This window comes from Pedobacter africanus (assembly GCF_900176535.1).
In the GTDB taxonomy this organism is placed as follows: Bacteria; Bacteroidota; Bacteroidia; order Sphingobacteriales; family Sphingobacteriaceae; genus Pedobacter; species Pedobacter africanus.
The window spans coordinates 1,022,205-1,044,037 of record NZ_FWXT01000001.1 but is presented as its reverse complement, the minus strand read 5'-3'; the positions used below and the strand labels follow the sequence as shown (position 1 = coordinate 1,044,037).

Annotated in this window: 20 protein-coding genes; 9 read left to right on the top strand and 11 right to left on the bottom strand. The window is 45.0% G+C overall.

From position 1 onward, the window contains the following. Positions 1 to 302: 302 nt before the first annotated feature. From B9A91_RS04340 to B9A91_RS04330, 3 genes are all read left to right on the top strand, one after another. The gene (locus B9A91_RS04340) at positions 303 to 1,634 is read left to right on the top strand and encodes an anaerobic C4-dicarboxylate transporter family protein (protein ID WP_084237179.1); all 1,332 of its coding nucleotides are present in this window, start codon (positions 303 to 305) and stop codon (positions 1,632 to 1,634) included. A gap of 69 nt (positions 1,635 to 1,703) precedes the next feature. Next, the gene (locus B9A91_RS04335; protein WP_084237178.1) at positions 1,704 to 2,702 is read left to right on the top strand and encodes a fumarylacetoacetate hydrolase family protein; all 999 of its coding nucleotides are present in this window, start codon (positions 1,704 to 1,706) and stop codon (positions 2,700 to 2,702) included. Positions 2,703 to 2,705: 3 nt separating this feature from the next. Further along, a complete protein-coding gene (locus tag B9A91_RS04330; RefSeq protein WP_084237177.1) occupies positions 2,706 to 3,593 on the top strand; it encodes a flavin reductase family protein in 888 nt (295 codons plus the stop codon). A gap of 17 nt (positions 3,594 to 3,610) precedes the next feature. On the opposite strand, the gene B9A91_RS04325 is transcribed toward B9A91_RS04330, so the two are convergent. The 8 genes from B9A91_RS04325 to B9A91_RS23940 form a co-directional block, all read right to left on the bottom strand. Then, positions 3,611 to 4,150: a C40 family peptidase gene (locus B9A91_RS04325; protein WP_084237176.1), complete on the bottom strand. Its 540-nt coding sequence runs from the start codon at positions 4,148 to 4,150 to the stop codon at positions 3,611 to 3,613. Positions 4,151 to 4,212: 62 nt separating this feature from the next. After that, the gene (locus B9A91_RS04320; RefSeq protein WP_084237175.1) at positions 4,213 to 4,914 is read right to left on the bottom strand and encodes an SDR family oxidoreductase; all 702 of its coding nucleotides are present in this window, start codon (positions 4,912 to 4,914) and stop codon (positions 4,213 to 4,215) included. Further along, the gene (locus tag B9A91_RS04315) at positions 4,915 to 6,705 is read right to left on the bottom strand and encodes an aromatic amino acid hydroxylase (protein ID WP_084237174.1); all 1,791 of its coding nucleotides are present in this window, start codon (positions 6,703 to 6,705) and stop codon (positions 4,915 to 4,917) included. 63 nt (positions 6,706 to 6,768) lie between these two features. Next, positions 6,769 to 7,254 (bottom strand): GtrA family protein, encoded by a 486-nt coding sequence (locus B9A91_RS04310; RefSeq protein WP_084237173.1) that lies wholly within the window; start codon positions 7,252 to 7,254, stop codon positions 6,769 to 6,771. Between the two features lie 3 nt (positions 7,255 to 7,257). Then, positions 7,258 to 9,186, bottom strand: coding sequence for an LTA synthase family protein (locus B9A91_RS04305; protein ID WP_084237172.1), 1,929 nt, complete (start codon positions 9,184 to 9,186; stop codon positions 7,258 to 7,260). Positions 9,187 to 9,243: 57 nt separating this feature from the next. Further along, positions 9,244 to 10,779: an FMN-binding glutamate synthase family protein gene (locus B9A91_RS04300; protein WP_084237171.1), complete on the bottom strand. Its 1,536-nt coding sequence runs from the start codon at positions 10,777 to 10,779 to the stop codon at positions 9,244 to 9,246. A 178-nt stretch (positions 10,780 to 10,957) separates the two neighbouring features. Next, entirely contained in the window at positions 10,958 to 11,635 is a 678-nt protein-coding gene (locus tag B9A91_RS04295; protein WP_084237170.1) for a CAP domain-containing protein, read from the bottom strand. A 19-nt stretch (positions 11,636 to 11,654) separates the two neighbouring features. Then, positions 11,655 to 11,849: a hypothetical protein gene (locus B9A91_RS23940; RefSeq protein WP_144008853.1), complete on the bottom strand. Its 195-nt coding sequence runs from the start codon at positions 11,847 to 11,849 to the stop codon at positions 11,655 to 11,657. Between the two features lie 137 nt (positions 11,850 to 11,986). Between B9A91_RS23940 and B9A91_RS04290 the strand changes: the two genes are divergently transcribed. From B9A91_RS04290 to B9A91_RS04270, 5 genes are read left to right on the top strand one after another with little or no spacing between them, the layout of a single operon-like run. Continuing rightward, a complete protein-coding gene (locus B9A91_RS04290) occupies positions 11,987 to 13,111 on the top strand; it encodes a porin (protein WP_084237169.1) in 1,125 nt (374 codons plus the stop codon). A gap of 29 nt (positions 13,112 to 13,140) precedes the next feature. After that, complete coding sequence (locus B9A91_RS04285; RefSeq protein ID WP_084237168.1) at positions 13,141 to 14,571, top strand: anion permease; 1,431 nt, start codon at positions 13,141 to 13,143, stop codon at positions 14,569 to 14,571. An 11-nt stretch (positions 14,572 to 14,582) separates the two neighbouring features. After that, positions 14,583 to 15,266, top strand: coding sequence for a succinate dehydrogenase cytochrome b subunit (locus B9A91_RS04280; RefSeq protein ID WP_084237167.1), 684 nt, complete (start codon positions 14,583 to 14,585; stop codon positions 15,264 to 15,266). Beyond that, positions 15,257 to 17,173 (top strand): fumarate reductase/succinate dehydrogenase flavoprotein subunit, encoded by a 1,917-nt coding sequence (locus B9A91_RS04275; RefSeq protein WP_084237166.1) that lies wholly within the window; start codon positions 15,257 to 15,259, stop codon positions 17,171 to 17,173. The genes B9A91_RS04280 and B9A91_RS04275 overlap by 10 nt, the downstream gene beginning before the upstream one ends. A 10-nt stretch (positions 17,174 to 17,183) precedes the next feature. Continuing rightward, on the top strand, positions 17,184 to 17,930 hold the full coding sequence (locus tag B9A91_RS04270; protein WP_084237165.1) for a succinate dehydrogenase/fumarate reductase iron-sulfur subunit: 747 nt from the start codon (positions 17,184 to 17,186) through the stop codon (positions 17,928 to 17,930). Between the two features lie 4 nt (positions 17,931 to 17,934). Here B9A91_RS04270 and B9A91_RS04265 read toward each other — a convergent pair whose 3' ends face one another. From B9A91_RS04265 to B9A91_RS04255, 3 genes are all read right to left on the bottom strand, one after another. Then, positions 17,935 to 18,552 (bottom strand): porin family protein, encoded by a 618-nt coding sequence (locus B9A91_RS04265; RefSeq protein ID WP_084237164.1) that lies wholly within the window; start codon positions 18,550 to 18,552, stop codon positions 17,935 to 17,937. A 307-nt stretch (positions 18,553 to 18,859) separates the two neighbouring features. Continuing rightward, positions 18,860 to 19,393 (bottom strand): outer membrane beta-barrel protein, encoded by a 534-nt coding sequence (locus tag B9A91_RS04260; protein WP_084237163.1) that lies wholly within the window; start codon positions 19,391 to 19,393, stop codon positions 18,860 to 18,862. A gap of 132 nt (positions 19,394 to 19,525) precedes the next feature. Continuing rightward, positions 19,526 to 20,236 carry an ATP-binding cassette domain-containing protein gene (locus B9A91_RS04255; RefSeq protein WP_084237162.1) on the bottom strand — a complete coding sequence of 237 codons (711 nt, stop codon included), beginning with the start codon at positions 20,234 to 20,236 and terminating at the stop codon, positions 19,526 to 19,528. 105 nt (positions 20,237 to 20,341) lie between these two features. Here B9A91_RS04255 and B9A91_RS04250 point away from each other — a divergent pair, with 105 nt between their 5' ends. Beyond that, positions 20,342 to 21,832 carry a glycine--tRNA ligase gene (locus B9A91_RS04250; RefSeq protein WP_084237161.1) on the top strand — a complete coding sequence of 497 codons (1,491 nt, stop codon included), beginning with the start codon at positions 20,342 to 20,344 and terminating at the stop codon, positions 21,830 to 21,832. The last annotated feature ends 1 nt before the right edge of the window (position 21,833 follow it).

The following is a 21,833-nucleotide window of genomic DNA, read 5'->3' as shown; positions in this document are numbered from 1 at the left end:
ATGCGGAATACTGGGCAAAAATGATTTTGGAAAGCATGGCATACCTAAACGCGGCCAGGGCTTGCGTGGCTACTTGGTTCTGATATGTGAAACAGCTGTTGATCATTTTCGTTTACGCCTGCTAAATTAAGTATTAAATCTAATAACCACCAAAATATTCAGGCAGATATTTATTTTTCTGTTTGTAGAGTCTTTTTAAAATTATTTAATAATTTGCTTCTTGGTTTGTACAGCCAACAAACGCCCTTAGGACGTAACCGAAAAACAAAATAACCAACAAAAATAAATTAATACAGACGACAATGATTTGGATTCAGCTGGTAATTTTAATCCTGCTTATATTGCTTGGTGCCCGGATGAAGGGAATCGGACTGGGCGTAATGGGGGCTGTTGGCCTCCTGGTATTTGCCCTTGGCTTTGGTCTTAAACCCACCACACCCCCTATAGACGTAATGCTCATTATCCTTTCGGTAGTCACAGCTGCCGCTTCACTGCAGGCCGCGGGTGGTATGGATTACATGGTGAGTATTGCCGAAAAGATATTGCGTAAAAATCCAAACCACATCACATGGCTGGGGCCTTTTGTTACCTATACGTTTACGCTGGTTGCCGGTACGGCACACATCATCTATTCTTTGCTGCCCATCATTGCCGAGGTCGCTACAAAAAAACGTGTGCGGCCAGAGCGCCCTTTAAGTATTTCGGTTATTGCTGCACATATGGCCATTACGGCAAGCCCGATTTCTGCAGCAACGGTAGCCTTAACCTCATTGCTTGCCCCAAAGGGCTTTGAGCTTACAGATATTCTTATTGTGGCCATTCCGGCAACAATTATAGGTGTATTGGCCGGTGCTATGGTAGCCAGCCGGCAGGGGAAAGACCTGATGCGTGATCCCGAATTTCTGGAAAGGTTAAAAGATCCTGAATTTGTGAAGCTGCTGGATGGTGAAAATACGACAAATCATGAAGAAAAGACATTCAGTAAAGCCGCCAAAAGATCGGTATATGTATTTCTGCTGGCAGTATTGAGTGTGGTGCTGTTTGCGGCAATCCCATCCCTCAGGCCGTCCTTTTTAACCGATGGCAAGATGCAGCCGCTTCGCATGGTCGAGATGATTGAACTCCTGATGCTGGCCGCTGCAGCAGCTATTGTCCTGGTTTCCGGGATTCCGGCTTCAAAGGTATCACAGTCTACTATTTTCCGCTCAGGGGGGGAAGCTGTAGTTTGTATATTCGGGGTGGCCTGGATGAGCGATACCTATCTGCAGGCACATATGCCTTTCTTTGAAACACACCTGAGTGCTTTTGTCACCGACCATCCATGGACATTTGCTATTGCGCTGTTTGTTATGTCTATCCTGTTATTTAGCCAGGCCGCAACCGTAAGGGCACTGATGCCGCTGGGTATTTCATTGGGCATTCCGGCCCCGGCATTAATTGCGATGTTTCCGGCCGTGAATGGGGATTTTGTGATCCCAAGTTATCCTACCCTCGTAGCTGCAATGGGTTTCGACAGGACAGGTACCACCAGGATCGGCCGTTTCCTGGTCAACCACTCCTTTACACCACCTGGCCTTACCACGGTTATTGTCACCATTGCCACAGGCTTCCTTATTGCTTCTATTGTGCTTTAACTCCCCGTTTGTTACAGCTGTTTGTTTAATTTTATATAGCTTTGGCAAAACTTAAAATTCGTAAAGGTAATGAAGCTGGTATCCTATAAAACAGAAGACAGAGAACACCTGGGTGTTTTTGTAAACGGACATATTTATAATCTAAACTCCTGCGATAAACAATTGCCGGATGAAATGAATGCTTTTTTACAAGGTGGTGAAGTGCTGATGGAGCGCGCTAAGAAAATCGATGTGCAGATAAAAGCAGGAGAGATCACCCCTAAAGAAGAAGTATTTTTTGAATTGCTGGCACCGGTGCCTCATCCAAGCTCCTGCCGTGACGGATATGCTTTTCGACAGCACGTTGCTGCGGCCCGCAGAAACCGTAAGGTAGAGATGATTGCCGAGTTCGACCAGTACCCGATCTTTTATTTTACCAACCACAATGCCGTTCAGGGTCCTGGCGAAATTGCATGCATGCCTGATCATTTCCAGAAACTGGATTTTGAACTGGAAGTTGCGGTGGTGATCGGTAAAAAAGGCCGTAACATTACAGCTGCCGAGGCAGACAATTATATCGCTGGTTTTATGGTGATGAACGACATGAGCGCAAGGACTTTACAGATGGAGGAGATGTTGCTGAACCTTGGCCCTGCAAAAGGAAAGGATTTTTCTACGGTAATAGGCCCATGGCTGGTTACACCAGATGAACTTGAACAATATAAAACTGCCCCTAAACCCGGACACACCGGAAATGCCTACGACTTAAAAATGACCTGCACCGTGAACGGCATCCAGGTGTCTGAAGGTAGTGTTGCAGACATGGACTGGACTTTTGCTGAGATCATTGAGCGTTGTGCATATGGAGTGGATATCCTGCCCGGTGATGTGATTGGTTCCGGTACTGTAGGAACCGGCTGTTTCCTGGAACTAAACGGAACAGGTCTTTTAAATGATCCTGACTTTAAACCACAATGGCTGCAGGACGGCGATGAGGTAGAAATGGAAATTACCGGCCTGGGTCGTCTTGTGAACACGATAAAAAGGGTGGATACTGATTTCTCTATTCTGGCACTCAAGAAAAAGTAGGAAATGCTGACCATTAAAACTTCAGACCTTAGCCCTGCACAGCTGCAAAACTATATGCAATATGCCATTGCGCCAAGGCCCATCTGCTTTGCAACTACCATAGACGCGAAGGGCAATGTTAACCTGAGCCCTTTCAGCTTCTTTAATATGTTCAGTACCAATCCACCGCTATGTGTTTTTTCACCTGCGAGGCGGGTGCGTGACAATACCACCAAACATACTTTGGAAAATGTGCTGGAGGTAAAGGAATGTGTGATCAATATAGTGAACTATGCCATGGTGCAGCAAACCAGTCTGGCCAGTACTGAATATGCTAAAGGGATAAACGAATTTGAGAAGGCCGGCTTTACCATGCTACCTTCCGAGCTGATTACGCCGCCAAGGGTTGCAGAAGCTCCTGTACAGATGGAATGTACCATTAAAGAGGTCATCCATCTTGGTGATAACCCCGGTGCAGGGAACCTGATCCTGGCTGAAGTAAAGCTGATCCACATCAAAGAAGAAATTCTGGATGCAGAGGGGAAGATAGACCAGGCCAAAATAGATCTGGTGGCCAGGCTGGGTGGCGATTGGTATTGCCGTGTTACACCCGAGAGTCTGTTTAAGGTGGCCAAACCTTTAACAACCTTAGGTATAGGGGTAGATGCTTTGCCTGCAGGCGTAAGGAATTCCAGAGTGCTAACCGGAAATGACCTGGGCATGCTGGGAAATATAGAACAGCTGCCTTCAGCAGAAGACGTTGACGCTATTGCAGGTAATCCCGAAGTGAAAGAAATTATGGACGCAACTATAGGTGATGCCGCTAACCGCGAACGGGAATTGCACCAGCTTGCGCAGCAATGGCTGGGCAAAGGAAACGTAAATGATGCTTTAAAAGTGGTGCTGCTCTAGTGCCACTTTTAACCGCCTTATAAGATACTGATGACTTTTAAAAAGCGCTTTTTATAAAAGCCTTCATCCAGACTGGAAATGGTGACTCCTTTTCTGCCGCCTGAAGAGGAATGGATAAATTTTATCTCATCTCCGTCAATGGAATAGATAATTCCCACATGACCGGGTGTTCTGGAACGACTGTTGGTGCCAGTGAAAACAATCACATCCCCAATTTTGGCATCTTCCAGTTTCTTGGCCTCACCGCTTGTAGCAAAATCCCTGGACGAGCGGGGTACCTTAAACCCAAAATTGCTGAATACATAGTTAACAAAACCTGAACAATCGAAGCCCCGGCTTGGACTGCTGGATGCCGACCGGTACCTGATGCCCAGCATAGATTTGGCAAAGTCCAGCAAGCGGTTGGGTGATTCAACTTTCTGTGGTTTGTTTATTACCGGCCCCTGTTTGGTCAGGTTTTTCACCAGTTCCTGATACTGCACCGGCATAGTAGTTTGCGATCTGGCCGCAAAAGCAACAAAAAGAATAAGAAAGAATACAATAGGGTACTTCTTCATATTTCGGATGATAAAGATATTAAAATAATACTTTAGCCCTAAAAATGTTGATAATTTGTTGATTATGGTGTTGTTACCGCAACAGGAAGGATTTTTCCGTTGAAAAACTTATGGCCTGTACGTGCAAAGTCGGCCACATACTTACCCATTTCAAAGGCCATAACCGGCGATTGGTAACCCGGGAATGCAAGCTCCAGCATCTCTGTCTGCGCCGATCCCAGGGCCAGGCAGTTTACTTTTATACCGGTATCTACCAGTTCAAAGGCCATGCATTCTGTTAAGGCGTGCAGGGCCGCCTTACTGGCCGAATAGGCCGATAGCCCTGGAAATTTCACACTACCCTGAAAACCGCCCATACTGCCGATGTTAACCACATGGCTATCGCTGCCCATCAGCGGGAGCAGGTTTTTCATCATGTTGAAATGCCCCAGTACGTTGCTTTCAAACATATCCGCCATATCGGCCGCGGTGGTTTCCGAAAAAGGCTTGTTGATAAGGGAACCGGCATTATTGATCAGGATGTCAATAGTGCCCAACTTCTCCCTTAAAAAAGGAACCAGTGCAGCGTAGTCGTCATTTACAATATCAAACTCCACCGGCAGCAGAGTGCAATCTGGCGTAATGCCTTTGGCTATTTCCAATAGTTTGCGGAGTTTGTCGGCCGAACGGGCGATACAAACTACTTTATTTTCTTTGTTCAGTGTAAATTCCAGCGCGGCTTCAAATCCGATTCCACTACTTGCGCCTGTTAATACAATATTCATTTAATTTGTTTCCTCCTCAGTAATCAATTGTGTAACCGGGTTTTCAATGACATGTAACCCATCGTTAATCAGTTTCGTATATTCAAGCTCATTTGCCGATTTCAACTGCAGGTAAATCCTGATCTCTTTTTCCAGTTCAGGGTAAAGCTGCTTATGGTATAAAATCTCCAGGATCTCCATAGTTGCCAGCCAGTCGTAACGATACTCGGTTTTCAAGGTGTCAAACAGGTTCTGTAATTGTTCATAGCCTGTTCCGTTGTTCCTGATCTCCCGTACGGTTTTATAAATGCTATGCAGTTTCTGTGTTTTATTGTCGTATACCACTTTATGGGTATGTTTGTTGCTGATGTGGGTCAGCTCTTCATACGCATCTTTATCGGCCGCCCCGTTAAACACAGAAACGATCTTTTCGCCAACGGCCATGTCGTACATGCCCCATTCCGGCTGGAAAAGGACATTACCATTGCTTTCTTTTACGGTACAATCACTAAAGCTGATCAGGATGGTTTTTCCTGCTTTCTGCAAAATGGATTTTACGGTACCTTTTACGGTAATGCCGCTTTCAAATTCGAGTGTGGCAGTATTGTAAAGTGCTACACCGCAATTCAGAAGCTCCTGCGCAGTCATATTTTCCAGCGGGGTAACTAGCTGGCGTAGTTTGCCTACCGGCGATGAAAACCCATCCTTATGGTAATGTTTGCCATGATCCGTCAATTCTTTATTTCCAAAAGCCAGGGCTGACGGACCTGTTGTTTTGATAAACGTAAGCTCGTCATTGGCATCCACGCCCATATCTGTAAATACCCCGGTTACCTGCAATCCAGAGCTGTATACTGCGGTAGAAGGATTTTTACACTCTATCGCTTTTATGATACTCTCTGTTCCCCCTTTTCTGAAGGCCATGGTATCTGCAAAGCCCTCTAAAACATCGATCAGGTTCTGAAAGGTCTCTGTTACAAATAACTGGGGCTGCGGCTTGGTAATGTCGTAAGTATAGTTGATGGTATCCTTGTTATACCATAATTTTTTCACATCCGGTTTCATGCAGGTCGAACTTTCGCCGATAGAAGAAAGTAAGCCAGCTCCATAGATCTTCGGGTCCTCAAGTGTACCGATCAGTCCATATTCTACCGTCCACCAGTGGAGTCTGCTCAGCAAGGCCATTTCTGAGGGCTCGCCCATATTTTCTGAGATTTGCTGCAGCAGGCGTTCGGCCCTTGCAATTTCCTCTTCGTTTGCATCTACAGCCTCTTTCAGGATAGAAAGGTTGCGGATCGCCTCATACAATTCAAAATCTTTGGAAGAGAACATGGCTTTTGCACCTATGGAGCCAAAGTAACTCAGGTAATTGTTGTAATCTGTATCGGCAATAATTGGTGCATGGCCTGCCGATTCATGGATAATATCGGGCGCTGGTGTATATTCGATGTGGTTGATCTGGCGGATGTCTGCAGCAATCACCAACACGCGGTAAGCCTGGTATTCCATGAAGGCTGCGGGTGGAATAAACCCATCTACAGTAACAGCACCCCAGCCGATTTTCCCAAGATTATCGTTCATGGTTTGCAGATCGGGGATATATTCTATGCTTAAACCCGCACGCTGCAGGCCTTTGATGTAAGGATAAAAAGCGACCTGCTTTAAATAACTATAATTCTGGCGCATTACATAACGCCATACAGCCTGATCTATCGGTGTGTATTTTTCGTAATGCTGCTCCACAATAAACTGTCGGAGATGACGGGGCAGATTGGCCACCTGCTGGTTATTAAAGTCATTAAAATCACTCATGATAAGTCGTCGTTAAAAACGCTACTAATATACTCAATACTTAAGCGACCACCAATAAATGCCCTATTTTCGTACCTTAAAAGAAAAATGTTTCTGCGAAAAATAGCTGAAAACAGCAAGGAATACAGTGATGATGATTTTGGAGATGGTGGGGTAAAAACCAAATGCTTCTACCAGTACCTTAAGCATGGCGTAGTTCAGCAAAATATTGGTCACCACAACCGAGCCATAACGGAACAGCTGGATACGTCCCTTTAAATTGGATTTGGTGAAAATCAGGTATTTATTCAGCATAAAGCCGATAAAAAAGGTAATGACCGATTCGATGGCAAGTGCGGCAGTGGGGGCGGTAATTAAACCTGGCAGTGGGGGCAGGTCAATGTGTACATCTTTCTGGTGTAAAATCCAGTTGTAGGCGATGTAATAAACCACGATTCCGGTTGCGGCCGTGGAGCCTCCAGAAACGATATACCTGAAAGTATGCAGGGAGAGCCAGCGCGAAAAAGGAGTATAAAAAAAGTCTATTATTTTTAATAAGGCCTTTCGCATGGATTATGGTGCTGTTAAGGTATTATCAATCATTCTGTTGGTATACTGCTGTATAAAAGCTTTCAGGTATTTCTCCATCTGCTCCGCAATTAACGGTTCTTTGGTCAAAATGTTGTTCCTGGTTAGACGGTCTGTTTTTAAGTTATACAATGCAACGTTCAGTTTACCATCATTTACCAGCATGTAATTGCCCTGGTAAAAGTTAAAATTCCCGTCGTTATTGTTGATGGCAAAATTATCATTCCCTTTTGCAAAAGCATCAAAGCCAAAAGAGAAATAAGGTTTATCGTAATGCAGGTAGTTTAGTACGGTAGGCATAATGTCCAGTTGCTGCACCACCTTGTCCGACTTCCCTTTCAGGTTTCCGCCAGGATAATACAGGATGATGGGGATAGAGAAATAACCCGGTGTTGTCTGATATTCAGGAAAATAAGAGACCGTTGCATGATCTGCACAAAGTACAAATAACGTGTTTTTGTACCAGGGCATGGCTGCTGCTGTTCTGAAAAAATTACGCAGGGCCATATCGGTATAACCCAGCACTTCCTGTACCGGCAGCGGCCCTTTAGGGAACTTGCCTACATACTTATCCGGAAGCCGGAAAGGGTGATGAGAGGAAAGCGAGAAGAAGCTGGAGAAAAAGGGCTGTTTGAAGGTGTTCATGGTATGTGCCATGTACTGCATAAAGGGGTCATCCCAGATGCCCCAGGTGCCGTCCGAATCGCCGGTATTTTTATATTCGTTCTGTCCAAAGTAATGTTTAATTCCCGCCAGGTGCGTATAGGAAGAAAAACCCATGGAACCATTAGGTGCACCATGAAAGAATGCCGTTTCATAGCCTTTATCGCCCAGGAGTTTGGCTATACTGGTGGTTTTGTTGCCCGAGTAAATGGACAATATAAAAGGCTCCCTGATGCCGGGGATACTGGTAATGACTGAAGGCAGGGCATCAATGGATTTACGCCCATTGGCATAAGTCTTGGTAAAAGTATAGCTCTGCGAAACCAGGGAGTCAATAAATGGGGTATAGCCTTTGTATTTCCCGCCTTGCAGGTCGGTATTTAAACTTCCTACATGCTCTTTACCCAGGCTTTCAATGATCAGAAAAACTACGTTAAGGGGTTTGAATTTTGCCGTGTCCGAAGGTGTATGAACAGGATTGTAAAGGCTGTTCAGTGTTTGTTCATCGTAATAATTTACCGGCTTTAATTTGGAAGCCTTCAATGTCCTGAATATACAAAACGGGGTGTTCAGTACCAGGCTCATCTGATCTGGCGTATCTACAAATTCACCGGCATTGCTCAGGGTAATGGGGCGTGTCCCGAAACCCCAGCCACCACGCACCCCGGTAAGGCATACCAGTGCGATGGCAAACAGCAATACAGTGTGCAGCACATATGCAGGCCATTTGTAGCTTACAGGTTTCTTAACCTTCACCAGCTTGTAAAGCCAGACGAATACCCAGATGAACACGGCATACAGCAGGAAGAGGTACCAGTAGTCTGCCAGGAAATCCATCAACAGTTTCATCTTGTTCTGCTCGTTACCGAACTGGCTGAATACTGTTGCCGTAGTTCTTTTAAGGGTATACTTGAAATAAGCAAAATCTGCAAAATTGGCCAGGATGCCCAGGCTGTTGCTGACAATGAAAAGCCATTTACAGAAACGCTGATAACCTTCCTTATACCTGAAAGGGAAAGGGATGATCTGCAGCAGGATAAATATCAGGTTGATATAAATCAGTGCCGATACATCAAACTTTAAACCACCCCATAACATGTACAGGTATTTGGGTAAGGTTACATGCTGAAACAGGCTGTGGTTAAAAAAGTAAAAGCCCAGCCGGCATAGCGTATACAGGAACATTATTAGCAAAAACCTGTAGGCAAGAGCAGCATACAGGTTCAGGGTAATGGTATGTCTTTTTTTCAATGGCTTTAATTTGAGGCTGCCAATTTAAGTAATTTGGTCATCATTGTTCAAAATAAATTAACCTGCTACAGCTCCAAAGTAGATGTCCTTGAAATTCATGGTCCGGGTAGTGTCAATTCTGCGGTGAAAATGTTCAGGCCTAATGCCTTCCAGGCTGCCAAACCCGCAAGCTTCCATCAGTTCTGCAGTAGCGTGCAGGGTATTTTTATGAAAATTGGCTACCCTGTGTTTTTTATCGGTCACATCAATTCCTTTATAAAGGCTTTTGTCCTGCGTGGCAATCCCTACAGGGCATTTGCCACTGTCACATTTTAAAGCCTGTATACAGCCCAGGGCCATCATCATACCACGTGCGCTATAGCAGGCATCTGCCCCCAGCGACATGGCTTTCATGATGTCGAATCCCGTAATGATCTTTCCTGAGGCCAGGATTTTTACCTGCTTTCTTAAGCCCAGTTTTGTTAACGAAGAACTGACAAACGCCAGGGCATCCAGCAATGGCATTCCTACATAATCGGTATACTCCAACGGAGCAGCACCGGTGCCGCCTTCAGCACCATCTATGGTGATAAAATCCGGACAAATGCCTGTGGCCAGCATGGCTGTGCAGATGTCCAGGAATTCCTGTTTACTTCCTATACAAAGTTTAAAGCCAACAGGCTTGCCCTCCGAAAGCTCGCGTAGCTGGGCTACAAAATGCATCAGCCCGGTTGCATCATTAAAGGTGCTGTGGGCAGGGGGCGATATGACGGTTGTTCCGGGCTGGACGCTTCTGATCTCTGCAATCTCGGCTGTGTTTTTCGCAGCTGGCAAAATACCACCATGGCCAGGCTTGGCGCCTTGCGACAATTTAATCTCGATCATTTTTACATAACTGCGCCTGGAATTCTTCTGGAACAGGGCGGGGTCAAAATTGCCTTCGCTATCGCGGCAACCAAAATAACCGGTCCCAATCTGCCAGATCAGGTCGGCACCACCCTTAACGTGGTGTGGACTGATGCCACCTTCACCTGTATTGTGTGCAAAGCCATTTAATTTCGCTCCATGATTCAAAGCCATAATGGCTGTCCGGCTTAAGGCACCAAAGCTCATTGCGCCGATATTGAGTATACTTAAGCTATAGGGCTGGCTGCACTGATGGTTACCCACCATAACCCGCAAATCGGTACCGGACAGTTTTTTGGGGTAAATGCTGTGCGATACCCATTCGTAGCCTTGCTGGTAAGGGTCTACCTGCATCCCAAAGGCAACAGTCTCCCTTTCGTTTTTTGCCCTTTGGTAAACAATAGAACGCTGACGTCTGTTAAAGGGTTTTCCATCGAGGTCCGACTCAAAAAAGTACTGCCTCATTTCGGGTCTTATGGCTTCAAAGAAATAACGTAATCTGCCCACAACGGGGTAATTCCGCAATACAGCGTGTTTAGATTGAAAGCGGTCGTAGCCTATCGCAGTGATCAGGATCAATGGCAGGGCAATGAGCAGGTAAAATGAGGAAGCCTGGTAAAAGGCTGCTATAATAAGGGCAAGGGTTCCGGTTAATGCTAACCAAAGCAATATTTTTCCAATCACCTTGGTGATTTTCTGATTTTCCATGATAAAATAAATGAGCTGGGTATTTGAAACAAATAAAAATGTGTCCCCCGGATCGGTGATTTTTTAGCTGACCGGGGGCTTACTGACTGAAGTCATTATGGATATTGAAATTCATGACGCAAATTTCGATACATTTTTATCAAAATCAAAAAATATGGCTAGGTATTTTATTTATATGTTAATCTGGCAGACTAACAAAGTCAATCACTGCGCAATAGCGGTAGGTTTTGTGCGGCTGAATGCTTAACCCGACCGTATTTAACTGGTATGAGGTGTTCAGAATGAGTTTCCTGTGGCCCAGGTCGGGTACCCCTTTATCGATCAGGAGCAGGCAGATGTTGCCCAGTCCGCTCGAAAAACCAAATGCAAGGTTTTCCCCGCTGGATCTTTTTGGGTACAGTTTCCCGATCCGGTCTTTTGGTGTTCTTCCATCGCTGGAGTTATGTTTGGCAAAATTGTTCCTGCCCAAATCCTTTGCATGCAGTTTTGCCACCTGGCTCAGGGCTTCATCCGGCCAGAAAACAGGCAACAGTTTGATGTTCTTAAGGTCGTTTTTCAGGCTGAGATAATATTTATCCTTTCTGTCTATCTTTAACCTCTCGTAATTGCTGTATTGTTTCATCTGTTCGTTGTGTGCATCAATAAAGTCCTGCAAAAAGGTGTTAAAGAATCGCTCTCCGTCCATTCGCACAAGGTTCATGTAAATTACCATATCTTTCTCTTCACCGGTAAGGTAGTCGGCATTCCCGGCCGTATTGGCCATTCTCAATTCTTCTTTGGTCCAGCCGTTGGTATTTTGGGCTTTTATAGTCAAGGCCGACAGGATAAAAAAGGTAAATGCTAATAAGGGTTTCATAGGCTCAGCTGAGCAAAACTTAAGCCAGTTTGATGTTCCGCTGTAGTACTATTGTTGTTCTGGTGTTACACTTTACCTGCTTCGCTTCTTCCTCGGTGTTTCTTCGGACTTTCTTCGGACCTTGTTCGGTTCGGAGCGAGGAAAGGCCGAGGTGGGTACGGCCCGATACCGGAGCAGGTAGCGTTTTATTATAGGGGAGCACAAGATGACCCATACCGGTTGTGTAAGCTATCTCCTATTTTGCAGGAAGTCAGCAGATATGCTGTTTTTTACGGTTAAGTTAAACACAAAACTAAATGAAGAAAATTTTGTTTATATTAGTGTACCACGACTCACCTAATTAAAGCGCCCATGGAGCTCTCTTACTTCAAACAAACCTGCTTTTACCTTTTGCTGTTTTCACCGGTGATGATAAATGCCCAGGGAATAAATGTGAATTTGTCTGAAAAAAGCAAAATCAATTTTTCCGGAATGCTGCAAACGCAGTTTAACTATTCGTTGGACAAGGATGTGGACATAGCCGGAAAACACCATACCGGAACCGAGTATTTTTCACGAAATTCTTTTTCTGTAAAACGTGCCCGGCTTCAACTGAACGCGACCATCAGTGACCGGATCAATGCCGTTATCCTGGTAAACTTTGGCGATTTTACCGGCAACCCCCAAAACAAGGTACTGGAAAATGCTTTTATCAAGTACAGTATAAACGATTATGTGAATTTTCAGTTTGGTCAGTTCAGGCCACAGTTTGGACAGGAAGACAATTATCCTGTGGATTTTGTGCGCTCCATAGATTATTCCAATGGATATTATCTGTTTGGTGCCAACAGCTGGCAGAGCTTTCAGATTGGTGCCAGCTATTTTGGGGCAATCAAAGACCTCCCCATAGCCATAAAATATTATATCGGTGTTTACAATGGCAATAACCGGAACCAGACCGGTGATAATGACGATGGCAAAATTGTTCCAGCGCGACTGGTATTTGGCCTGGGGAAAAGCACAGAGCTGGGAATCAGCGCGGGTGCAGGTAAAAATATGGGGCAGAAAATATGGGCCTGGGGTGCCGATATCGACTATAAAAGGCAGCTGGATGAAAGGTGGAACATAGAAATGGTTTCAGAATATAAACAGGGGGTAAACAGTGTAGCTTATTTTGACCAGGCCGACCCGTTGGTGCCGGTCAGCCATTTTGGGATGAGAGGCATCTATCTGCAGCCAAATGCTGGATATAGCTTTAAGCACACACGTCTGAAGAGCCTGGAGTTTGCTTTCCGGTATGAATACCTGGATGCCGACTTTAAACAGCAGGGCAATGCCAGGCAAAGTTATATCCCTATGGTGAGTGCTTCTTTTGCAGAAGCTTACGCCATAAGGGTGCAGCTTGGCCTGCTTATGGACAGGTATCAAAACAATATACCGAATACCACGCAGTACAATACCAACAGGCTGATTTGCCAGGTACAGGCCAGATTTTAATTGTCGAAACTAAACAATAGAATATACCCATGAAAGAGATCAACTACAAAATGATTCTGGTGACCCTGGCCTTTGGGTTACTGATCTGGTTCATTCCGGTGCCAGAAGGTGTAAAGCCTGAAGCCTGGCATTTGCTGGCCATTTTCCTGGCTACCATTCTGGGCATTATCCTTAAAGCTGCGTCTATGGGTACCATGTCTATGATTGCTATTGCTGTAGTCGCCTTAACAGGCGTGCTTGCCCCGGGTAATCCGGGTAAGTCCATCTCTTTGGCCCTGAGTAGCTTTGGTGATAAAGTGATCTGGCTTATCGGCATTTCTTTTTTCATTGCCCGGGGCTTCATCAAAACCGGACTGGGTAGCAGGATTGCGTATCTTTTCATCCGGATATTCGGTAGAAGTTCACTGGGCCTGGGTTATGGCCTTGGCCTCGCAGATCTGGTGCTTGCTCCGGCCATTCCCAGCAATACGGCCAGGGGGGGAGGGATCATTTATCCCATTATGAAATCTATGGCGCTTAATTTTGGCTCTGTTCCCGAACAGCCCGAAACGCACCGTAAACTGGGTGCCTATTTGTCGCTCAACTGCTACAACATCAACCTTATTACTTCTTCGATGTTCCTTACTGCCACGGCAAGTAACCCGATGTGCCAGAAATTTGCGGCCGACCTGGGCATACACATTACCTGGATGTCATGGATGTGGGCTGCACTGATACCGGGGATCGTATCATTAATAGCGATCCCTTATGTCCTCTACAAGATTTATCCGCCTGAACTGAAAAAGACCCAGGGCGCTACAAAGATGGCCACCGAAAAGCTGAAAGAAATGGGTGCGGTTACCCGCAATGAGTGGTTGATGCTGACCGCTTTTTTTGTATTGCTGTTCCTGTGGATCACCGGTGATATTTTTAAGATAGATGCCACTACCACGGCATTTATAGGCCTTGTGTTTTTATTGCTTTCGCAGGTGCTGACCTGGGACGATGTGAAGAGCGAGAAAAATGCCTGGGACACCATTGTATGGTTTTCTGCCCTGGTGATGATGGGTAGCGCGCTAAACCAGCTGGGCTTAATCCCCTGGTTTAGCGAACTGGTAAAAGCTAAAATAGGCCATATGAGCTGGACGATGGCCTTTCCCATCATTATCCTGGTTTATTTTTACAGTCATTATATGTTTGCCAGCGCAACCGCACACGTAGCCTCCATGTATGCCGCTTTACTCGGGGTTGGTGTTTCGGTGGGTATCCCGCCTATGCTGCTCGCCTTATCATTAGGTTTTTGCGGTGGTATTTATGGTACTTTAACCCATTACGGCCATGGCCCTGCACCGGTATTTTTTGGAAGCACCTTTGTTGAAGTGAAAGAATGGTGGTCGCGCGGCTTTATACTGAGTATCATTTTTATCGTAATCTGGATGGGGATAGGTGGCCTGTGGTGGAAGGCAATAGGTGTTTATTAATTTTTTTATCCATGGATCAGAATGGTACATTTTCTAGCCTGATGCGTAAAACCCTGATGGCGCTCACAGGATTGTTCCTGTGCTTTTTCCTGGTTATCCATTTGCTGGGCAACCTGCAGCTGCTCTTGCCTGCAGCGCAGGCGCGGGAAAGCTTTAACGGCTACTCCCAGCTTTTATCCGGAAATATTTTCATTAAAATCATATCTTATGTGCTGTACGCATCTATTGTTATCCATTGCATAGATGCATTGCTCATCACCCTGAAAAATAAAAAAGTACCAGGTAAGTACCTATATGATCAACGTAACGTAACGAGCAAGTGGTATTCGCGCAATATGGGTATTCTGGGTACCATCATACTGGTTTTCCTGGTTTTTCATTTTAAGGACTTCTGGTATCAGTATAAATTCGGCAGTTTGCCGGTAGATCAGCATGGGCAAAAAGATTTGTATGGGGTAGTCATTGGTGTTTACGGCGACTGGTGGTATGTTTTGTTGTATATGCTGGCGATGTTCGCTCTGGGCTTTCATCTTTTACATGGCTTTTTCAGCGCGGCCCGCAGTCTGGGCGTTTATCACCCCAAATATGTTCGGTGGGTCAGGGTTTTTGGTATCTGGTACAGTTATACCATTGCCATCGGCTTTGCCATTATTCCACTTTATATTTACCTAAGCCAATATGTTTTATGGAACTGAACGCAAAAATACCTCCCGGTCCGCTAAAAGATAAATGGAATTATTATAAGGACCATGCAAAGCTGGTGAACCCCGCAAACCGTAAAAAGCTGGATGTGATTGTGGTGGGAACTGGCCTTGCAGGAAGCTCGGCTGCAGCATCACTGGCAGAGATGGGCTATAACGTTACTGCTTTCTGCTTTCAGGATTCAGGCAGGCGTGCCCATTCTGTAGCCGCTCAGGGCGGGGTTAATGCTGCCAAGAATTATAAAAATGATGGCGATAGCGTTTATCGTATGTTTTATGATACGATTAAGGGTGGCGATTTCCGCTCGCGTGAAGCCAATGTATACCGGCTGGCAGAATGTTCTGGACAACTGATCGATCAGGCAGTAGCACAGGGTGTGCCTTTTGGCAGAGAGTACGGTGGCTATTTGAACAACCGTTCTTTTGGAGGTGTACAGGTAAGCCGCACCTTTTATGCCAGGGGACAAACCGGACAGCAACTGCTGCTGGGCGCTTACCAGGCGCTGATGCGGCAGGTGGCTGCCAAAGCTGTGGTGCTGCATACGCGGCATGAAATGATGGAACTGGTTGTTGTGGATGGAAAGGCCAGAGGGATAATTGTGCGCAACCTCGACACTGGGGAGATCGAAAGACATACTGCGCATGCGGTAATTCTGGCTACAGGTGGCTTTGGCAAGATCTATTACTTATCTACCCTGGCCATGGGCTGCAATGCCTCTGCCATCTGGCGGGCGCATAAGAAAGGGGCATTTATGGCATGCCCGAGTTGGACACAGGTACATCCCACCTCTTTGCCTCAGTCTGGAGCTTACCAATCTAAGCTTACACTGATGTCGGAATCATTAAGGAACGATGGCAGGATATGGGTGCCATTGAGGGCCGGTGAAGAGCGGGCGCCAAATGACATCCCGGAGGCCGAACGTGATTACTACCTGGAAAGGCGCTACCCTGCTTTCGGAAACCTGGCTCCGCGCGATATCTCTTCGCGTGCGGCAAAGGAGCGGATAGATGCAGGCTTTGGAGTTGGACCGCAAAAGAATGCGGTTTATCTTGATTTTTCTAAAGCCATAAAAGAACAGGGTAAACAAAAAATCAAAGAAAAATATGGCAACCTGTTCGATATGTACCGCAAAATTACAGCTACAGATGCTTATACCGAGCCAATGATGATCTCGCCGGCAGCACATTTTTCTATGGGTGGTTTATGGGTTGACTATGAGCTGATGACCACCATACCGGGGTTATTTGCATTGGGCGAAGCCAATTTTGCCGATCATGGGGCCAATCGCCTGGGGGCAAATTCCCTGCTGCAGGCTTGTGTGGATGGGTATTTCGTGGCCCCATATACAGTTTCCAATTACCTTTCGGGAGAAATCAAAGCACCCAGGCTGGATCTGGACAGGCAGGAATTTGTAGACGCTGAGGTAAGTGTAAGGGCGCAGCTTTCCAGCTTGCTGGAAATTAAGGGCAGTAAAACCTGTGATCATTACCATAAAACTCTGGGTAAGCTGCTTTACGATTATTGCGGCTTGTCGAGGAGCAGGGAAGGATTGCTAAAAGCCATACAAGGCATTGGTGAGTTGCGTGACGACTTTTATAGCGACCTAAAGGTGTCGGGCGAAGAAGATGAGATGAACGGAGAGCTGGAAAAGGCGGGCCGGGTGGCCGATTATCTGGAAGTGGCCGAGCTAATGTGCCGGGATGCGCTTAGCCGGGAGGAATCCTGCGGGGCGCACTTCAGGGAAGAATATCAGACCCCGGAGGGCGAGGCTTTACGGAACGACGAGAAGTTTTGTTTCGTTTCTGCCTGGGCATACCAGGGAGAAGGTAAGGAAGAGGTGCTGGTGCCCGAACCTTTGAAATTTGAAAATGTTGAACTGGCAGTAAGGAGTTATAAATAACAACAAGGTGATGAAGATATATCTGAAAATCTGGAGGCAGAACGATGCCGGAAGTGAAGGTAAACTGGTTGATTATGAATTGGATGAGGTGATTCCCCATATGTCGTTCCTGGAAATGATGGACACGCTGAACGAAAAGCTGGTGCTGGCGGGCGAGAGGCCTGTAGAGTTTGATCACGATTGCAGGGAGGGAATTTGCGGGCAATGCGGAATGATGATCAATGGAAGGGCGCATGGTCCTGTAGCACATCTGACCACTTGTCAGCTGCACATGCGCGAGTTTAAAGATGGGGATACCATTTATGTGGAGCCTTTCCGGGCAATGGCCTTTCCGGTAAAGCGCGATTTGAAGGTAGATCGCTCGGCTTTCGACAGGATCATCATGTCTGGTGGCTTTGTGTCGGTAAATACCGGACAGGCGCCCGAGGCCAATGGCATTCCAATTGATCATGAAGCTGCAGAATCTGCTTTTGATTCTGCAGCCTGTATTGGTTGTGGGGCTTGTGTAGCTACCTGCAAAAACTCCAGTGCTGCTTTATTTACCTCTGCTAAAATAGCACATCTGGCCAAACTGCCGCAAGGCAAGGTAGAATCCCGTAAAAGGGCATTGGCCATGGTAGGGCAGATGGATGCCGAAGCATTTGGGCATTGCAGCAATACAGAAGCCTGTGAGGTGGAATGCCCGCAAAGCATATCGGTATTAAATATTGCCAGAATGAACTGGGAATATACTTTGAGCAGTCTTTTAAAGAAGTGAAATTTTAAAGATCGAAAACTAAACCTGTATTAAAGCTGCTTCTGGAGTTGTTGATGGTACTGCCTTGATTGTTTTTGAGCACATCTGTAAAACCGCTTTGCCCATCTAATTCCAATAGAATTTTTAATTTTTTAGCTACTGGAATTTTAACACCTATTCCAGCGGCTAAGCCAAAATCGGTACTGTTCATAATCTCTTTTAAGTCTGTGTTGAACATGGTTTCTTTAGCATTTAACAAAAAACCGGCATAGGGGCCAAAATTCAGGTACCAGTTTCTTTTTTTTCCAAAGTGCCAGTTTGCCATAACTGGTATCGTTAAATAATCAATGCGATAATCGGTTTTAAAACTTTGTCCATTGTTTAAGTTGGTTATAAAACCATCGTTCCAACCTTTTTGATCGTAAGTTAATTTCGCTTTAATGCTCCACCTGTTTGAAAAATAATAATCACCAAAGCCTCCGGCGTTAAATGCACTTCTGAAGGTGCTGTTGGTAGTTGATCCGCTTGTTACTGTAGAAAGATTATAACCAACGTTAAATCCAAATTCAAAACTACCTTTCTCTTGCGAAAAAGCAGTTAAACAAGTACTCACTGATAGTAGAATGATAAATAATTTTCTCATATTTTTTTTCGTTAATTAAGATGGCGCGAAGATAAAAATATGTGTTAAATAATTTTACTGTTGGGTATTTTTTTGCTGGTTTCTTTTTGAACAGAAATTACAGGCAGATTTAATTTTGCTCTCGAAAATGAAATAAATTTGATTTGCTAATTCTTATGATGCAGATGCGAAAAGGTTGCCAAGAAGCCCAATCTGCCTGTTAATATTCTCTTCAAGCAGCAGGTGAATTTAAGTATTTTGTTTAACATTCATAAAAAAAGCCTGTTTGATTTATTCAAACAGGCTTTTTAATGATTTTAGTTTTTGACTACAAACCGAAGTTCCAAGCCAGTCTTAAACCGATGAACGAGGAAGTTCCGTCATTAGACCATCCTTCATAGCGGCCACCTAGTTCAATAGTCGATTTGTCTGCAACCGGAAACTCAACACCAACACCTGGTGAATAAGCGAAAGCTGTTCCTACACCGTCTTTAGTCCCGAAAACAGCACCAAGTTCACCACCTACAAAGATGTTTTCAGCAAGGAAGTATCTTAAACCTGCTTTTACAGGAATAAATCCTATTGCCTCATTTTTAAAAGTTGTGCCTAATACAGTAACTTCTTTTCCTGTAAAGTTTAGGTAACCTGCGCTTCCTGTCAAATTCAATTTGTTGGCAATCGGGTGTTGGTATTGTAAAGAACCACCTACACCAAATTTGTAGCCATCTCCAAAATCTCCCATTGGGAATGCAAACTCTGCACCAATACCTAATTTAGGTCCAGACATTGCTGCATCCTGTGCTTTTACGTTTGAAATTGCAAATAAACCTGCGATAGCTGTTAGTAGAAATAATTTTTTCATGTGTTTTTTATTTAATTTCTAATTGATTTATTCCATAGACACAAAAACTTTGCCATTGTTACAAGGGAATATTCTAAAAAATTAAATAAAATATCAGATGTCATAAAAATCCCCCTTCAGAGGGTAGAAAATTTAACTGTAGGTGAGTGTTCTGAAAATCTCCTCCAATGTGGCACCCGAATGCTGCGCCTTAAGGCCTGCAATGGTGTCATTGGCTACAATGCTTCCTTTGTGGATGATGACCACATCGTCGCAAACAGCTTCTACCTCCTGCATGATGTGTGTGGAAAGGATAACGGTTTTGTTTCTGCCCAGGTTCCTGATCAGTTCCCGCATGTCGTTAAGCTGGTTCGGATCGAGACCGGAGGTAGGCTCGTCCAGGATCAGTACTTCCGGATCGTGTATTATGGCCTGAGCCAGGCCTATACGTTGTTTGTAGCCTTTGGACAGCATTCCGATCTTCTTATGCTGTTCCGCAGTTAAACCTGTTTTTTTGATCGTTTCCTCGACTTTTAAAGCGGCATCTTTCAGCTTGTAAGTGTTGGCTACAAATAATAAGAATTCCTTTACATACATGTCGGTATACAAAGGGGTATTTTCGGGCAGGTAGCCCATGATCTTTTTCATTTCCAGTGCCTGCACCTGTACGTCATAGCCCGCCAGACTGGCAGTGCCCGATGTAGGTTTTAAATAACCGGTAAGCATACGCATGGTGGTCGACTTGCCCGCGCCATTTGGCCCAAGGAAGCCCAGTATCCTTCCTGGTTTTGCTTCAAAACTAATCCCGTCAACTGCTTTTTGTTTATCGAAATGTTTGGCTAACTGCTGTACTTTAATGCTCAATTGATTTAATTTTTAGGTTTGCACCGGAGATCACTTTCAAAAGTAGGAAAAACAGGTTCTTATTCATGAAAACCATTAAAATATTTTCTCTAAGTTTGCATCATTATGGCAAAACATACTAACGACGAACAATTTAAAAATGTAATATCACACGCCAAGGAATACGGTTTTGTATTTCAAAGCAGCGAAATTTATGACGGACTGAGCGCAGTTTATGATTACGGACAGCTGGGTGCAGAATTAAAGAACAACATCAAGACCTATTGGTGGAAAGCCATGGTGCAAATGCATGAAAATATTGTAGGGATAGATTCTGCCATCTTTATGCACCCTAAAGTATGGAAGGCCAGCGGTCACGTAGATGGTTTTAACGATCCGATGATCGACAATAAGGATTCCAAAAAACGCTATCGTGCCGACCAGCTACTGGAAGATAAAATTGCCCGTTATGAAAAAGACGGTAAATCAGATAAAGCGGCCAAACTGCAGGCCGATATGGATGAGGCGCTTAAAGCCGAAAACCTGCAGGAACTAAAGACTTTAATTGAACAGCATGAGATCGCCTGTCCTGTAAGCGGAACTAAAAACTGGACAGAGGTACGGCAGTTTAACCTGATGTTCAGTACGCAGTTTGGAGCCATGGCAGAGGGTTCTGAGGAAGTTTACCTGCGCCCTGAAACCGCTCAGGGGATTTTTGTGAACTTCCTGAATGTACAAAAATCAGGACGTATGAAAATCCCTTTCGGAATCGCCCAGATTGGTAAAGCTTTTAGAAATGAAGTGATTGCCCGTCAATTTATTATGCGGATGCGTGAGTTTGAACAGATGGAAATGCAGTTCTTTGTAAGACCGGGCGAAGACCAGAAATGGTTTGCCTACTGGAAAGAGGCGCGTCTGAAATGGCACAAGGCTTTGGGTACTTCAGCTGAAAAATACCGTTATCACGATCACGTAAAACTGGCGCATTATGCCAATGCCGCAACAGATATTGAGTTTGAATTTCCTTTTGGCTTTAAAGAAGTAGAAGGTATCCACAGCCGTACTGATTTTGACCTTTCGCAGCACGAGAAATTCTCAGGCAGGAAGATGCAGTATTTTGACAACGATCTTAACGAAGAAGGCAAGCCTTATGGCAATTATGTGCCATATGTAATTGAAACTTCTATCGGCTTAGACCGTATGTTCCTGCTTACCCTGATCAATGCTTTTGAAGAGGAAGATCTGAGCACGTCAGAAAAACAGGACAGCAGAACACTGCTGCGCCTGCATCCTTGTCTTGCTCCCTATAAAGTGGCCATCTTCCCTTTAACCAAGAAAGACGGACTGCCTGAAAAAGCAAGGGAAATTATGGATAACCTGAAACTGGATTTCAATTGCATTTATGAAGAAAAAGATGCCATTGGAAAACGTTACCGTCGCCAAGATGCCATTGGAACGCCTTTCTGCGTTACCGTGGACCATCAGACCCTGGAAGACAATACCGTAACCATCCGCCACCGCGATACCATGGAGCAGCAGCGCATCGAGATTAAACACCTGGATGAACTGATTGCCAGCAAGACCAGCTGGAAAACCCTGTTGAGAAAAGATCTATAAG

Coding starts and splice junctions, on each gene's coding strand:
- B9A91_RS04340 (WP_084237179.1), top strand. CDS start 303: ATGATTTGGATTCAGCTGGTAATTTTAATCCTGCTTATATTGCTTGGT.
- B9A91_RS04335 (WP_084237178.1), top strand. CDS start 1,704: ATGAAGCTGGTATCCTATAAAACAGAAGACAGAGAACACCTGGGTGTT.
- B9A91_RS04330 (WP_084237177.1), top strand. CDS start 2,706: ATGCTGACCATTAAAACTTCAGACCTTAGCCCTGCACAGCTGCAAAAC.
- B9A91_RS04325 (WP_084237176.1), bottom strand. CDS start 4,150: ATGAAGAAGTACCCTATTGTATTCTTTCTTATTCTTTTTGTTGCTTTT.
- B9A91_RS04320 (WP_084237175.1), bottom strand. CDS start 4,914: ATGAATATTGTATTAACAGGCGCAAGTAGTGGAATCGGATTTGAAGCC.
- B9A91_RS04315 (WP_084237174.1), bottom strand. CDS start 6,705: ATGAGTGATTTTAATGACTTTAATAACCAGCAGGTGGCCAATCTGCCC.
- B9A91_RS04310 (WP_084237173.1), bottom strand. CDS start 7,254: ATGCGAAAGGCCTTATTAAAAATAATAGACTTTTTTTATACTCCTTTT.
- B9A91_RS04300 (WP_084237171.1), bottom strand. CDS start 10,779: ATGGAAAATCAGAAAATCACCAAGGTGATTGGAAAAATATTGCTTTGG.
- B9A91_RS04295 (WP_084237170.1), bottom strand. CDS start 11,635: ATGAAACCCTTATTAGCATTTACCTTTTTTATCCTGTCGGCCTTGACT.
- B9A91_RS23940 (WP_144008853.1), bottom strand. CDS start 11,849: ATGGGTCATCTTGTGCTCCCCTATAATAAAACGCTACCTGCTCCGGTA.
- B9A91_RS04290 (WP_084237169.1), top strand. CDS start 11,987: ATGGAGCTCTCTTACTTCAAACAAACCTGCTTTTACCTTTTGCTGTTT.
- B9A91_RS04285 (WP_084237168.1), top strand. CDS start 13,141: ATGAAAGAGATCAACTACAAAATGATTCTGGTGACCCTGGCCTTTGGG.
- B9A91_RS04280 (WP_084237167.1), top strand. CDS start 14,583: ATGGATCAGAATGGTACATTTTCTAGCCTGATGCGTAAAACCCTGATG.
- B9A91_RS04275 (WP_084237166.1), top strand. CDS start 15,257: ATGGAACTGAACGCAAAAATACCTCCCGGTCCGCTAAAAGATAAATGG.
- B9A91_RS04270 (WP_084237165.1), top strand. CDS start 17,184: ATGAAGATATATCTGAAAATCTGGAGGCAGAACGATGCCGGAAGTGAA.
- B9A91_RS04265 (WP_084237164.1), bottom strand. CDS start 18,552: ATGAGAAAATTATTTATCATTCTACTATCAGTGAGTACTTGTTTAACT.
- B9A91_RS04260 (WP_084237163.1), bottom strand. CDS start 19,393: ATGAAAAAATTATTTCTACTAACAGCTATCGCAGGTTTATTTGCAATT.
- B9A91_RS04250 (WP_084237161.1), top strand. CDS start 20,342: ATGGCAAAACATACTAACGACGAACAATTTAAAAATGTAATATCACAC.